Source organism: Ruegeria sp. CJ6 (assembly GCF_056536665.1).
The window spans coordinates 199578-214079 of record NZ_JBQFQB010000003.1 but is presented as its reverse complement, the minus strand read 5'-3'; the positions used below and the strand labels follow the sequence as shown (position 1 = coordinate 214079).

The 14502-nt window shown below is 56.8% G+C and carries 13 protein-coding genes; 9 read left to right on the top strand and 4 right to left on the bottom strand.

The window, feature by feature from the left end; translation table 11 throughout:
• Nucleotides 1-24: 24 nt before the first annotated feature.
• From betI to ACR0BT_RS10700, 4 genes are all read left to right on the top strand, one after another.
• Nucleotides 25-597: a choline-binding transcriptional repressor BetI gene (betI, locus tag ACR0BT_RS10715; RefSeq protein ID WP_170392164.1), complete on the top strand. Its 573-nt coding sequence runs from the start codon at nt 25-27 to the stop codon at nt 595-597.
• Entirely contained in the window at nt 594-2102 is a 1509-nt protein-coding gene (gene betC / locus ACR0BT_RS10710) for a choline-sulfatase (protein ID WP_480763112.1), read from the top strand. The genes betI and betC overlap by 4 nt, the downstream gene beginning before the upstream one ends.
• A gap of 88 nt (nt 2103-2190) precedes the next feature.
• Nucleotides 2191-3849, top strand: a complete 1659-nt coding sequence (gene betA, locus ACR0BT_RS10705) for a choline dehydrogenase (RefSeq protein ID WP_170647960.1) — start codon at nt 2191-2193, stop codon at nt 3847-3849.
• 133 nt (nt 3850-3982) lie between these two features.
• Nucleotides 3983-4222, top strand: coding sequence for an HP1242/YdcH family protein (locus ACR0BT_RS10700; protein WP_170392158.1), 240 nt, complete (start codon nt 3983-3985; stop codon nt 4220-4222).
• Between the two features lie 56 nt (nt 4223-4278).
• On the opposite strand, the gene ACR0BT_RS10695 is transcribed toward ACR0BT_RS10700, so the two are convergent.
• The gene (locus ACR0BT_RS10695) at nt 4279-5679 is read right to left on the bottom strand and encodes a helix-turn-helix transcriptional regulator (protein ID WP_170392156.1); all 1401 of its coding nucleotides are present in this window, start codon (nt 5677-5679) and stop codon (nt 4279-4281) included.
• A 64-nt stretch (nt 5680-5743) separates the two neighbouring features.
• On the bottom strand, nt 5744-6949 hold the full coding sequence (locus tag ACR0BT_RS10690; protein WP_170563891.1) for a multidrug effflux MFS transporter: 1206 nt from the start codon (nt 6947-6949) through the stop codon (nt 5744-5746).
• A gap of 181 nt (nt 6950-7130) precedes the next feature.
• Here ACR0BT_RS10690 and ACR0BT_RS10685 point away from each other — a divergent pair, with 181 nt between their 5' ends.
• The 3 genes from ACR0BT_RS10685 (at nt 7131) to ACR0BT_RS10675 (ending at nt 9661) form a co-directional block, all read left to right on the top strand.
• Entirely contained in the window at nt 7131-8663 is a 1533-nt protein-coding gene (locus ACR0BT_RS10685; protein ID WP_170563888.1) for an acyl-CoA carboxylase subunit beta, read from the top strand.
• 28 nt (nt 8664-8691) lie between these two features.
• Nucleotides 8692-9171, top strand: coding sequence for a DUF6497 family protein (locus ACR0BT_RS10680; RefSeq protein WP_480763111.1), 480 nt, complete (start codon nt 8692-8694; stop codon nt 9169-9171).
• 136 nt (nt 9172-9307) lie between these two features.
• Nucleotides 9308-9661 (top strand): hypothetical protein, encoded by a 354-nt coding sequence (locus tag ACR0BT_RS10675; protein WP_170392151.1) that lies wholly within the window; start codon nt 9308-9310, stop codon nt 9659-9661.
• An 86-nt stretch (nt 9662-9747) separates the two neighbouring features.
• Here ACR0BT_RS10675 and ACR0BT_RS10670 read toward each other — a convergent pair whose 3' ends face one another.
• Nucleotides 9748-10899: a DcaP family trimeric outer membrane transporter gene (locus ACR0BT_RS10670; RefSeq protein ID WP_480763110.1), complete on the bottom strand. Its 1152-nt coding sequence runs from the start codon at nt 10897-10899 to the stop codon at nt 9748-9750.
• Nucleotides 10900-11549: 650 nt separating this feature from the next.
• Here ACR0BT_RS10670 and ACR0BT_RS10665 point away from each other — a divergent pair.
• A complete protein-coding gene (locus ACR0BT_RS10665) occupies nt 11550-11753 on the top strand; it encodes a hypothetical protein (RefSeq protein WP_170392147.1) in 204 nt (67 codons plus the stop codon).
• A 117-nt stretch (nt 11754-11870) separates the two neighbouring features.
• Nucleotides 11871-13916, top strand: a complete 2046-nt coding sequence (locus tag ACR0BT_RS10660; protein WP_480763109.1) for an ATP-binding protein — start codon at nt 11871-11873, stop codon at nt 13914-13916.
• Nucleotides 13917-13992: 76 nt separating this feature from the next.
• Here ACR0BT_RS10660 and ACR0BT_RS10655 read toward each other — a convergent pair whose 3' ends face one another.
• Nucleotides 13993-14439 (bottom strand): DUF4174 domain-containing protein, encoded by a 447-nt coding sequence (locus ACR0BT_RS10655; RefSeq protein ID WP_170392143.1) that lies wholly within the window; start codon nt 14437-14439, stop codon nt 13993-13995.
• Nucleotides 14440-14502 lie beyond the last annotated feature (63 nt).

Below are 14502 nucleotides of genomic sequence, written 5' to 3'. Positions count from 1 at the left end.
CTCAGGTATGGCGAAGAGGCGAAGATGCCAAAACTCGGAATGGAGCCGATCCGGCGGGACGCGATCGTCAAGGCGACGATCGCCGAGCTTGGCGCGCAAAAATCCCTTGATGTCACCGTTAGCCAGATCGCCAAACGCGCAGGGATGTCCAGTGCATTGGCGCATCATTACTTTGGGGGCAAAGAACAGATATTCCTAGCCGCGATGCGGCGTATCCTGACGGATTTTGGATCTGAAGCGCGCGCACAACTCAGCACGGCAGATCCGGAAGAGCGCGCACAGGCCATCATTCGTGCCTGTTTCGCGCCATCATGTTTCACACCGGATGTTATCGCAGCTTGGATGACTTTTTATGTTTTGGCGCAAACCAACGATGATGCGCTGAGGCTCTGGCAAATCTATCAGGCACGCATCCGCTCGAACCTGATCCATGCGTTGCGCCCACATATGAGTGACCCGAGCGAGGCTGCCGAAGGTATGATCGCGCTGATCGATGGGTTGTACATCCACTCTGCACTGAATTCCCCACAAGAGCCGCAGCGGGCAGTCACCCATGCGCTGCGGGTACTAAGAGTTTTCCTAGAGGCCGAAAAATGACAAAGCCGAATATTCTGATCCTGATGGTGGATCAGCTCAACGGGACCCTCTTCCCCGACGGTCCTGCTGAATGGTTGCATGCGCCGAACCTGAAGAAGCTGGCGGCAAGATCAACGCGCTTCGCAAATGCATACACTGCCTCGCCGCTCTGTGCTCCGGGACGTGCGAGCTTTATGTCGGGTCAACTGCCATCGCGCACTGGCGTCTATGACAACGCCGCCGAGTTCAGCAGCGATATCCCGACCTATTCCCACCACCTTCGTCGTGCAGGATATTACACCTGCTTGTCCGGCAAGATGCACTTTGTTGGCCCAGACCAGTTGCACGGGTTCGAAGATCGTCTGACTACTGATATCTACCCGGCAGATTTCGGTTGGACGCCGGACTATCGTAAACCCGGTGAGCGCATCGACTGGTGGTATCACAATATGGGCTCGGTCACTGGGGCAGGCATTGCCGAGATTTCCAACCAGATGGAATATGATGACGAGGTCGCTTATAACGCCAAGGCCAAGCTATATGACCTTGCACGCGGCAAGGATGATCGCCCCTGGTGTGTGACCGTCAGCTTCACGCACCCACACGATCCTTACGTGGCGCGACGCAAGTACTGGGATCTGTATGAAGATTGTGAGCATCTTGAGCCACAGATCGCGGATCTGGGATATGACAATCAGGACCCGCATTCCAAACGTATTTTCGATGCCAATGACTGGCGCAGCTTCGACATAACGACCGAGGATATTCGCAAATCCCGTCGCGCCTATTTCGCCAATATCTCATATCTGGATGACAAGATCGGTGAGATACTGGAGGTTCTGGAAACGACGCGGCAAGAGGCGATCATACTGTTCGTGTCCGACCACGGCGACATGCTGGGTGAGCGCGGGTTATGGTTCAAGATGACTTTCTTCGAGGGCTCTTCCCGCGTGCCGCTCATGATTTCTGCCTCCGATCTTCCAGTTGGTCGCATCGATACACCAGTTTCGACGATCGACGTGACACCGACGCTTGGTACGTTGGCGGGCGTCGATATGGCTGAAATCTCACCTTGGACGGATGGTGAGGACCTTGTTCCGTTGGCAAAGGGCACAGACCGAACCGCGCCGGTTGCAATGGAATATGCCGCCGAGGCCTCATACGCTCCTTTAGTCTCTTTGCGTTATGGCAAGTGGAAATACAATCGCTGTACATTGGACCCCGATCAACTGTTCGATCTCGAGGCTGATCCGCATGAGATGGAAAATCTCGCTGGCCTGCCCGAACATGCAGGCACCTTGCAAACACTGCGTGCTAAATCCGAGGCGCGATGGGATTTGGATCGCTTTGATGCCGATGTGAGGGCCAGCCAAGCCCGGCGCTGGGTGGTTTACGAGGCATTACGGCAGGGTGGCTATTATCCTTGGGATTACCAGCCTCTTCAGAAAGCGTCTGAACGGTACATGCGCAATCATATGGACCTGAACGATGTCGAGGATAGCCAGCGTTATCCGCGTGGCGAGTAATCCTTTACATTTTTGAAATTGCACCCGTCGGAAGTGCGGAGATTTTTCGTCGAAAAATCTTGCCCCGAAGGTGAACGGAGACACGAATATGGAAGCAGATTTTGTCATTGTTGGCGCCGGTTCTGCTGGTTGCGCGATGGCTTACCGTCTGAGTGAGGCCGGAGCTTCGGTTCTGGTGATCGAGCATGGCGGCACTGACGCCGGACCCTTCATCCAGATGCCTGCCGCCCTAAGCTATCCGATGAATATGTCGCGATATGACTGGGGCTACAAATCCGAGCCCGAACCGCATCTGAACAATCGTCAACTTGCTTGCCCCAGAGGCAAGGTGATCGGAGGGTCGTCTTCGATCAATGGCATGGTCTATGTGCGCGGTCACGCTCGAGATTTTGACACCTGGGCCGAGATGGGTGCAGATGGATGGTCTTACGCAGATGTGCTGCCGTACTACAAACGCATGGAAACCTGGCATGATGGTGGCCATGGCGGTGATCACACTTGGAGAGGCACGGATGGACCTCTGCACGTGTCGCGAGGGCCTCGTGAAAATCCACTGTTTAAGGCGTTCGTCGATGCAGGTCAGCAGGCTGGATATGAGGTCACTGGCGACTATAACGGTGAGAAACAAGAAGGTTTTGGGCCGATGGAGCAGACCGTCTGGAAAGGACGGCGCTGGTCGGCGGCGAATGCGTACCTTAGGCCAGCGCTCAAGCGGCAAAACTGCGAAATCATCCGGGGTCTTGCGGCGCGCGTGATTATTGAATCCGGGCGCGCATCCGGGGTCGAATTGATACGGGGTGGCAAACGGGAAGTGATCACAGCGCGGCGCGAGGTTGTATTGGCGGCTTCGTCTATCAATTCGCCTAAGTTGCTGATGCTTTCGGGGGTTGGACCCGCGGCGCACCTGGCTGAGCACGGTATCAAAGTGGTCGCCGACCGCCCTGGCGTCGGCGCCAATCTGCAGGATCACCTAGAACTTTATATCCAACAGGCCTCGATACAACCGATCACGCTATACAAGCATTGGAACCTGATCAGTAAGGGGATGATCGGAGCGCAATGGCTGTTTACCAAAACAGGCCTTGGCGCATCGAACCAGTTTGAAAGCGCCGCCTTTGTGCGTTCGAAACCGGGTGTGGAATATCCTGACATACAATATCATTTTCTGCCGATGGCGGTTCGCTATGATGGGCAGGCGGCAGCCGAAGGGCACGGATTCCAGGCGCATGTGGGGCCAATGCGGTCGCCCTCGCGCGGCGCTGTGACTCTGCGATCCGCCAAAGCCGAGGACGCGCCGGTGATCCGCTTCAACTACATGAGCCATGACGCGGATTGGGAAGACTTCAGAACCTGCATTCGCTTGACCCGAGAGATCTTTGGACAGCAGGCGTTCAAACCCTTTGCCGGTAAAGAGATCCAACCGGGGGCGGAGGTTCAGTCGGACGAAGAGCTAGATGCCTTTATCGCCGAGCATGCCGAAAGCGCCTATCACCCTTGCGGGACTTGCCGTATGGGCCGTGCGGATGACAAGGATGCCGTTGTCGACCCGCAGGGGCGTGTGATTGGGGTGGATGGATTGCGCGTCGCCGATAGCTCGATTTTCCCGCAAATCACCAATGGCAATCTGAACGCGCCGTCGATCATGGTGGGTGAAAAGATGTCGGACCATTTGCTGCAGAAAGACCCTCTGCCCAAAGCGAACGACCAGCCCTGGATAAGTCCGAGATGGGCAACGGCACAGCGCTGACACATCCAATACCCACGGCGTGCATTTATCCTGAAAGCTGATTGATTGCGCTCGAAATTTGATCGGCGTCAAAGCGGAGTGCGACAGTCATGTTTAGCCTTGGGATGTAACGCTGAAACAAGGAGCCAACTGGATGTCTCATACCCCGCATGAACTGGCTGAAGAGTTCCCCGACAAGCTCGAAGTGATGAGCCAGCTCAAGCAAACGGATGCGCATTTTGCCCGACTTGCGGATGAGTATCATGAGGTCAACCGCACCGTGCATCGGGCTGAAACCAACGTCGAACCGATGGAGGAATTGGCCGAGGTTGATTTGCGCAAGAAACGCGCGGCGCTCAAAGACGAGATCTGGGCGATCTTGTCAAAAAGCTGAGGATTAGGCGGGGGCTCTGCCCCCGGACTCGCAGGATGTATATGGCCAGGCGAAGATCAGGTGACCTCATAAGGCAGGGTGCCGCGGCTATGGGCGTCGATGGTCAGGCGGCGCTCTAACGGTGGGACTGATCTTTGGTGGCAGGTTTGGCGCTCGCATATGCGACAGGATATGCCGATGGGCTCGTAGGCGCTCGCATTGTTTATGTCGAGATTATCGGCGTAGACCAATGCTTCGGCATGACGAACCTCACATCCCAAGGCGATGGCGTAGCGGCGGACAGGAGCACCGAACGAGCCTCCGGATTTTGAAACATCACGAGCCAATGAGATATAGCGGACGCCATCCGGTGTCTCGGCTAGCTGTTGCAGGAAATGACCCGGGGTCTCGAATGCCCGGTGGACATTCCAGAGTGGGCAGGCACCGCCGAAGCGGGCGAATTGAAGCCGCGTGGCTGAATGTCGTTTAGTGATTGTGCCCGCCTGATCCACGCGGACGAAGAAGAAGGGAATTCCTTTTGCACCGGGGCGCTGTAGCGTGGACAGGCGGTGCGCCACCTGTTCAATCGACGCCCCGAACCGGTTGCTGAGCAGCTCCAAATCGTGCCGATAGTCCTGCGCTGCGGATAGGAAAGCGCCGTAAGGCATCAGCGAAGCCCCGGCAAAATAGTTGGCGAGGCCAATCTTGGCGATGGCTCGGGCCTCATCGCTTTGGAAACGGGCGAAATCTAGCGTTGCTTCAAGCAGCTTATCCTGACTGATCAACGCCACCTGCAGCAGCAGTTGGAAGACCTGCGTTTGTGGTGCGGCGCGCGAGGAAAGGCGCAGGGTTTTGTCACCAGCATTGTAGCTGCGTAAGGTTTCTGTGTCGGCGAAAGTGACGTGAATGCCGCGTTCTGACAGGCTGTTCAGGGCGACTTGCCGAATATCGCTGGTTTCATCGGCACGGCTGGCGAAGCGTTCGGCGGCGCGGTCAACGGCGTCAATATAATTGTCGCAGTAGTGAAAGAAATCGCGCACCTCTTCCCATGGGCTGGCCTGAATACGGGCATCCTCGCGGCCCAATGCCTCGTCGAGCGAGGCGAGGCGTTCATGGGTCTGGCGATAGGCGCGGTGTAACTCGATGAACGCGCGTGCAAGCGCGGGCGCATTTGAAGCGGTGAGCCTGAGATCAGCCAGAGGGGGCGCCGTTTCGGCGAACACCGGATCGGCCAGTGCTTCGCGCATATCCGAAACCAATCGTTCGCTATCCCCTGTGCTGAGTTCGGTCACATCCATACCAAACTCTTGCGCTAGTGCCAGAACAACGGTCGTCGAAATCGGCCGGTTGTTATTCTCCATCTGGTTCAAATAGGGCAGTGAAACGCCCAGTTTTGCGGCGAAATCCTTCTGCGTGAGGGTCAGGCGTGTGCGCATTTCGCGCAGCTTGGCGCCAGCGTATAGTTTCTGAGTGGCCATGGCGGTTCTTTGCAGCTTTACTGAATCTGCAGGCTAACTTTGCAAACCCTGTCGCGCAAGCCGTCTACAGACCCAATTGCCGTTCGCGCCAGATAACAACGCTGATCGCGCAGATTGCCAGGGCGGCGGTTGCCAGCATCAGCCAAAGCAGAGGCATCGCGCCTGTCTCATGCGTCAGCAATGCGCCTGCCAATGCGCTGAGTGCCGCGCCGCCGCCCAACATGATCGCACCGCTCAAACCAGAGGCTGTAGCCGCAAGATGCGGGCGGACCGAAAGCGATCCGGCGGTTGCATTTGGGATCGCCATGCCGTTGCCCAACCCGACGAAGGTCATCAGGCCGAAGAAGCTGAGAGCCGTTCCCAAATCCACTAGGAACAACAAAGCTGATAGGGCCACGCCAATTGCATTCAGCCAGCATCCCCAGCGCACCATTCGGTTGACACCGAAGCGAACCGAGAATCGACCGCTGATGAAGTTACCGAAGAAATAGCCAATCGCAGGCGCACCAAAGTAGATGCCGACCTCGGCGGCTGTCATGCCGAACACTTCGGTCCCGATAAAGGGTGCGCCCCCGAGATAGGCAAAGAACGCACCTGAAGAGAACGCCGAGGACAGGGAATAGCCCCAGAAGCGGGGCGATTTCAGCAGTTCAGGGTATTCGCGAAATTGCTGCATCAGTGTTTTGCCGCTTGCGGCGGCGGTTTCGCCAAAATCTTGGTAGGTCAGCGCCAGCGCTAGTGCCGCAAGGGCAAAGGGTAGCCAGAAATTGGCTTTCCAGCCAAAAGTTTCTTCGAGAAGTCCGCCGACAGCAGGGCCGATCATCGGGACGACTGCCATCCCCATGGTGACATATCCGAGCATCGAAGCAGCCTGGTCCTGTTCGTACATGTCCCGCACAGCCGCACGGCTTAAGACAATACCAACGACAATGACGGCCTGAAACATTCTGAAGGCCAGAAAGGTTTCGACATTTGGGGCGTATATACACCCGAGCGTTGCCAGCAAAAAAAGGGCGAGTCCCCACAGCAGTACAGGCCGACGTCCGGCCTTATCGGCGATGGGTCCTATTAAGATTTGCAGTGCCGCGTTGACCAGAAGATAAAGCGCGATCGAAAGCTGCATCACCTTGTAATCAGTCTGAAAATACGTCGCCATAAAGGGAAGGCTGGGCAGATACAGATTCATGCTCAGCGCCGACAATCCTGACAACAAAACGAGTGTTGCAAGCGTGGGGGGCGTGCGGCTGACAGAGGGTGAACTGAACTGCATGGTTTACCTTTAGACCCTGATCGCGCGAAATGCCATCGGCAGTTTGGCTTGTTGTGTTAATTAACAAATTTGCAGTTATCTCAAATAGTGTTGCCAAATATTTGCAAATTTGCCGAAAACTTCTTTGGCCGCCGATCCCAACTCGTTATGGTCGCGCAAATTCTCTTGGGAGACTACCGACATGAAAGACATCCTTTCCGAGCTCGAAGGCCGTCGCAACAACGCGCGATTGGGTGGCGGGCAAAAACGCATCGACTCGCAACACGCCCGCGGAAAGCTGACGGCACGCGAACGGATCGAGTTGCTGGTAGACGAAGGCAGCTTTGAAGAGTTTGACATGTTTGTCAGCCATCGCTGCACTGATTTCGGGATGGAGAAACAAAAGCCTGCTGGTGATGGGGTGGTCACAGGCTGGGGTACGATCAATGGTCGAATGGTCTACGTCTTCAGCCAGGACTTCACCGTATTCGGCGGCTCGCTGTCAGAAACCCATGCGCAGAAGATTTGCAAGATCATGGACATGGCAGTTCAAAACGGAGCGCCGGTGATCGGGATCAACGACTCGGGCGGCGCGCGGATTCAGGAGGGCGTCGCTTCATTGGCCGGATATGCTGAGGTGTTCCAGCGTAATATCATGGCCTCAGGCGTTGTTCCGCAGATCAGCGTGATTATGGGGCCGTGCGCAGGTGGTGCGGTTTACAGTCCTGCAATGACCGACTTCATCTTCATGGTCAAAGACACCTCGTACATGTTCGTGACCGGCCCAGACGTTGTGAAGACCGTCACCAATGAGGTCGTGACGGCGGAGGAACTGGGAGGGGCTTCGACCCACACCAAAAAGTCGTCGGTCGCTGATGGCGCGTTTGAAAACGATGTGGAGGCGCTGGCCGAGGTGCGCCGTCTTGTCGACTTCCTTCCGCTCAACAATCGCGAGAAACCGCCAGTTCGCCCGTTTTTTGACAGCCCTGACCGGGTCGAGACATCGCTGGATACGCTGATCCCGGACAATCCGAACACGCCGTACGACATGAAGGAACTGATCACCAAAGTGGCGGATGAGGGTGATTTTTACGAGATTCAGGAAGACTACGCTAAGAACATCATCACCGGTTTTATCCGGCTTGAAGGGCAGACCGTGGGCGTCGTGGCCAACCAACCCATGGTATTGGCAGGATGTTTGGACATCGATAGTTCCCGAAAAGCGGCCCGGTTCGTGCGGTTCTGTGATTGCTTTGAAATCCCGATCCTGACGCTTGTTGATGTTCCGGGCTTTCTGCCGGGCACTTCGCAGGAGTATGGCGGCGTGATCAAGCACGGCGCGAAACTGCTATTTGCTTATGGCGAAGCGACCGTGCCAAAGGTCACCGTAATCACGCGTAAGGCCTACGGTGGCGCGTATGATGTTATGGCCTCCAAACACCTGCGCGGCGACTTCAACTATGCGTGGCCCACGGCTGAGATCGCGGTGATGGGCGCAAAGGGCGCGACCGAAATCATCCACCGCGCCGATCTGGGCGACGCCGACAAGATTGCGAAACACACTCAGGACTACGAGGACCGGTTCGCAAATCCCTTCGTCGCGGCCGAGCGCGGCTTTATCGACGAGGTGATCATGCCACAATCGACCCGCCGCCGTGTATCACGTGCATTTGCGAGCCTGCGCGGCAAGCAACTGAAGAACCCTTGGAAAAAGCACGACAATATCCCGCTGTAAATGCCCGCCGAGGAGGCCCGAGCCGTAAATGCCCCGATTGACCGGACATAAGACCGTGCAGGTTGCAACCACTCTGCACGCTCCCCCGGAGGAAGGAAGCCGCCGCTGGCGGATCCGGGGATGCGCCGGGTTTTTTACGTTGCTGGTCGGAGTAGGTTCGGCGCTGGCCTCAAACCTGCTGCCCGTGCCATCGGGTCAACCGGTCGAGCTTAGCGATGTGCTTCTGGACACCAATCCGGGTGAGCTTTGGGTGCGGTTTCGATTCATTGCACCCAAGATCGGATCGACCGCAGGTCGTATCACATATGATGTCGCCGTAGTCGACATGGAGCATTTGTGTGAAACACTGGCGGTGCCTTACGTGGCCCAGCACGAATTGCAGCCTGCCCGGATCGTGATTTCGTTTTCGGACAGACCGGTGGCGTTCGGCACCTCCGAACCTGACGCAACGCAGTTCTTCGAAGCCTACCGGCTGGATCAATCCCGGTGTATCTGGGAGGGGCTCTGACCATGAACCAAAAATGTCACGGTCTCAGAGTGTCCCGATACAGTGATACAGCTCTGGAGGTTCGCATGATCACTTCAATCCCGCAGGCATGTCCGATGGCCTGCCATATCTGGAACTTGTCCGTTGAGGTTTCGCAATGCTGAAACATCGCGGTTTCCCCGGACGTTTGCCCGGAACAGACTTCCAGTTCACCATTCGGCGGGCCAATCCCAAGGGCGTTACGCCGCTGACCCAGCGAGAACGCTTTCGCGATCGCAAACCCGCCGACAAGCGCGCAGATGTCGCGTTTATCGAGGCGTTGTGGGCGCATTTTGGTGATCAGCCCTTTGAGCGGGGCAATCTGGACGCGGGCCGTCTAAGTTGGCTGTTCGGGCGCGAGGTTGTCGCCGCCGAAGACCCGTTTGATCCTGCAAGCTATGATGCTCTGCTGGTGATCAATCTGGACGCCGCGCGCCAATCTTTCCCTGACGTGTTCGACGGAGTGCGCTGATTGTGACCGGGGCTGCCGCACATAACACTCAGATGATCAGTGACAGTGGAACCCTGCCCGCTAACGGGCAGGGTAGGCTGTTTTCATCAGAAGTTGAGTTGCGCGGCCAACTGGACACGATTGCCGTCGAATGTGTCGCCGGAAATTGTGTCGTTCCGCTCGCCATAGATGTATTCGGCGCTGAGCGTCAGGTTGTCTGTCGCCTTGTAAAAGGCATTGACGTGGATCGTCTCAAGCTCGGTGAACGACAAAGTACCGGTCGATGTAGGCAGGTCGTAGTCTTCCTTGCCATAGGCGATGCCGACGTTCCATTTGGAACTCAGGTCCTGACGGAATTCGATGGTGTAGCCATCAACATCGTTGGCCTGACCCCCGACGACTGCGTCGCCCAAGCCGATCAGGTAGGGGCCAAGTGCCTCGCCGCTGACATAGTTGACCTGGAACAACCCACCTTCCCACGGTCGGATCGAGCCCGACAAAGAGAAACCGGTCTGATCGACCTCGACGTCGCCGGATTGCGCCTTGCCGTAGAGCGCCGAGGCACGAGCGATGTATTTGCCATCGTTGTATTCGACCGAACCAGTCAGCACAGGATCATCCGAATCCGAGCCGCCGACGTTTTCTTCAACGGAAACGGCGAAGGTGGTATTCGATCCGATATTGTTGGTGTAGCGCACCTGCGGAACGCGCGCGAAAGCGATCCCGACCGGCCCGTTAAATTCCACCGAGGTCGGGTAGGTGTCCAGAGGTTGGAAATTGGTCCAGTATTGTCCGATCAGCCATTGTTCCCCAATTCGGATATTGGCATGACGAATTCGGAATTCGGCGGTTCCGTCCGAGCCGAAGGCATCGACTTCGATCTGGCCCTGAATGTCACCGATTCCCGAAGGCGTGCTGGTGCGCAGCCCGATACGAGACTGACGGACTGTGGCGCCAAACGTACCATCTGTCTCGGCCGAGGGTTCACCAATCACGTTTACGAATGCGGTGTCGCCCTGATCGTATTCGAAGTCATAGAAGAAGTCGGCTTTGACATAACCGTAGACGTCCAGAGTGGTGTTGCCGATCTGCAGATCCCCAGTGCCAGACCCGGGATTGGAGGATTCCAGCGCTTCGACCCGGGCGCGCAGTGCATCCAGTTCAGCCTGAGTTTGTGCATCTTGCGCCAAGGCTTGCATACCGGTCACGGAAAGCGCGCTGGCAGCAAGCAGGCTAGCAGTTTTACCCTTTGTTATCATATGGATAGTTCCTTGTGTGCGAGTGTGCAGGGGCACCGTTCCACGCAACTGAATTCTTGGGAAATCACCAAGTTGAGAGAAGATGCTCTCAATTTTTCAAGCAAAAGTGTCGGTAGACATGTGACGTTTCACGCTGCGGAGAAACCGGAATCTAAGTTACTGTCACCGGAAGGATTTTTGCGTGAGTTTGTAGTGATGTTGCGTGAGGTGCCTCGCGCACTGCCTCGCTACAAGTCTTCGATTTGTAACAGGAACGTGACGGATTTCAGACGTAGTCGTCGCTGTCCGGGCGATTACGACGTCGGCGCAAATCTGCGTGGTGCCGCGCTGGATGGGCAGGTTTCAGCCGGAATCTCAGATGGAAACAATAACTGGTTGGCGGCCAGAATTGTGCTGTGCACAGTGATTGGGCCGTGCGGCTCTACTTTGCCTGCGTCGCACAAGCACCTACTATTCCGTACCCCTTCCTTCCGCGGGCAGGCTTGTGTTCCCCACAGAGTTCTGTCCGCGGTTTTCTTTTTGTCAGGATTGGACAAAAAGCGGCAAAAACCTGCGCAATTCGCAAGTTTGAGGTCCGTGTTATTGCATAACAAGGCGCGAAATCGGCATCTGCTCTCAAAGACTGCAAAAAATCTAGAAGGGCAGAAACCATGCGAATCAAACGAATTTCCCTTGCGTTGGCAACCTGCGCGGGTTTGGCGGCCTGCGGTGGCTCGACCGGCGAACAGGCGATCCTTGGCGGCGGTGCGGGGGCTCTGGGGGCGGCGGTCCTCAGTGCAGATCCGCTGCTTGGGGCGGCAGTCGGGGCTGCGGGCAACGTGCTTTACTGCAAGACCCAGAACAACTGTAACTAAAGCTGAATTTAACGGGGCTGGAAAAGTCCCGTCCGTCATTGCGCATCACGCCGTCGTGGGGTCAACGCCCCGCGGCGGCGTTTTGCGTTTCCAGAACATCAAGCCAAAGGACGTTCCATGTTCAACAAGATCCTGATCGCAAACCGGGGCGAGATTGCCTGCCGGGTCATCAAGACCGCCCGCAAGATGGGCATTGGCACGGTTGCCATCTATTCAGATGCTGACAAGAACGCCCTGCATGTTTCAATGGCGGATGAGGCCGTGCATATCGGCCCACCGCCCGCCAACCAGTCATACATCGTCATCGACAAGGTGATGGATGCCATCCGTAAAAGCGGCGCGCAGGCGGTCCATCCCGGTTATGGCTTTCTGTCCGAGAACTCCAAATTCGCCGAGGCGCTGGATGCCGAAGGCGTCGCCTTTGTCGGCCCCCCGGTCGGTGCGATCGAAAGCATGGGGGACAAGATCACCTCGAAGAAGATCGCGCAGGAGGCCGGTGTTTCGACGGTGCCCGGTTACATGGGCCTGATCGAAGACGCCGATGAGGCAGTGAAGATTTCGAACGACATTGGCTATCCGGTGATGATCAAGGCCAGCGCTGGCGGCGGTGGCAAGGGCATGCGGATTGCGTGGAATGACGAAGAGGCGCGGGAAGGTTTCCAGTCATCCAAGAACGAGGCCGCGAACTCCTTCGGCGACGACCGGATTTTCATCGAGAAATTTGTGACTCAGCCGCGCCACATCGAGATTCAGGTGCTCTGTGACAGTCACGGCAATGGCATCTATCTCGGGGAACGCGAATGCTCGATCCAGCGCCGGAACCAGAAGGTTGTGGAAGAGGCGCCATCGCCGTTCCTTGACCCTGAAACCCGCAAGGCGATGGGCGAACAGGCGGTCGCGCTTGCCAAAGCGGTAGACTATGCCAGTGCCGGTACGGTGGAATTCATCGTGGATGGGGAAAAGAACTTTTATTTCCTCGAAATGAACACGCGCCTGCAAGTGGAACACCCGGTGACCGAACTGATCACCGGTGTTGATCTGGTGGAGCAGATGATCCGTGTGGCCGCTGGTGAAAAACTGTCGATCACGCAGGATGACGTCACCCTGACAGGCTGGGCGATTGAAAACCGTCTTTATGCAGAGGACCCGTATCGTGGCTTCTTGCCCTCGATTGGCCGCCTTACCCGTTATCGCCCGCCGCAGGAGGTCGCAGCCGGCCCGCTGCTTGTGAATGACAAATGGCAAGGTGATGCGCCTAAAGGGGATAGCGCTGTGCGTAACGATACCGGCGTCTATGAGGGCGGCGAGATCAGCATGTATTACGACCCGATGATCGCCAAGCTGTGTACCTGGGCACCGACCCGCGAACAGGCGATTGAGGCGATGCGCGTGGCGCTGGACAGTTTCGAAGTCGAAGGCATCGGTCACAACTTGCCATTCCTGTCAGCGGTCATGGATCACCCGAAATTTGTAAGTGGTGACATGACGACCGCTTTCATCGCCGAGGAGTATCCGGACGGGTTCGAAGGCGTCGACCTTCCCGAAGAGGATGTGCGTCGCATCGCAGCCTCGTGCGCTGCCATGCACCGGGTTGCCGAAATCCGTCGCACCCGCGTATCGGGCCGGATGGACAACCATGAACGGAAGGTCGGCAAACGTTGGAATGTCGCTCTGCAAGGGCAGGATTTCAGCGTCAAGGTTAAGGCTGACAAACAGGGCGCGACTGTCAAATTCAAAGACGGGTCAGCTCTGCGTGTGTCCTCTGACTGGACGCCGGGTGACCAACTTGCGGTGTTGGACGTGGATGGCAGCCCGTTGGTCTTGAAGGTTGGAAAGATATCGGGCGGGTTCCGTATCCGAAACCGAGGGGCTGACCTCAAGGTACATGTGCGCACTCCGCGTCAGGCCGAACTGGCCCGCCTGATGCCCGAGAAGCTGCCGCCTGATACATCGAAAATGCTGCTCTGCCCAATGCCGGGCTTGATCGTGAAGATTGATGTGGAAGTAGGTCAGGAGGTGCAGGAAGGTCAGGCACTTTGTACCGTTGAGGCGATGAAGATGGAGAACATCCTGCGCGCTGAGAAAAAAGGCGTTGTCTCCAAGATCAACGCGGGCCCCGGCGACAGTCTGGCCGTTGATGATGTGATCATCGAGTTCGAGTGATGATGCGGACACCTGCGACATATCTCTCAAGGTTCCCAGCGGCTTCCGCCGGGATATTGAGGCATGTCGCAGGTGCTCAGCCGCCCTCACGTCGTTCGCGGATTTCGCGTTCGCGCAAAGGCGTCTTGTCAATGGATCGGCCAATCTCACGCACGCTCCATGGGCTGGGTTTGCGCAGTTTGACGACACCATCCTTGTCGACAAATACCATCTGGAAACCACGCGGTCGCAGTTTTGATCGGATCGATGATCGCGCCGCCGGATCAGTATCGGTCAAGACGATCACGTCGCGATCCCGCATTGCGTCCTCGCCTTCGAGTAACATGTCAATCTGTTGCTGGAATCTTGGGTCTGCCGGGGTATCGGCAAAAACGACGATCGGGCGATGCGTCCAGAGAAAATCGCTTAGATCGCTGTCAGCTACTGGACGAACAAAGCTGTCATCCGCAGGGGCAGTCGCGTCGGCGGCCAAGGCGGCCAACGGGAATAGTGCCGAGAAAACAAAGGCAAGCGTGCGTGTCATGAGGCCTCCTGTTGTGATGAATATAGCCTCTGCTGGGGCGAATGCGACTGACGAAATGCGTGT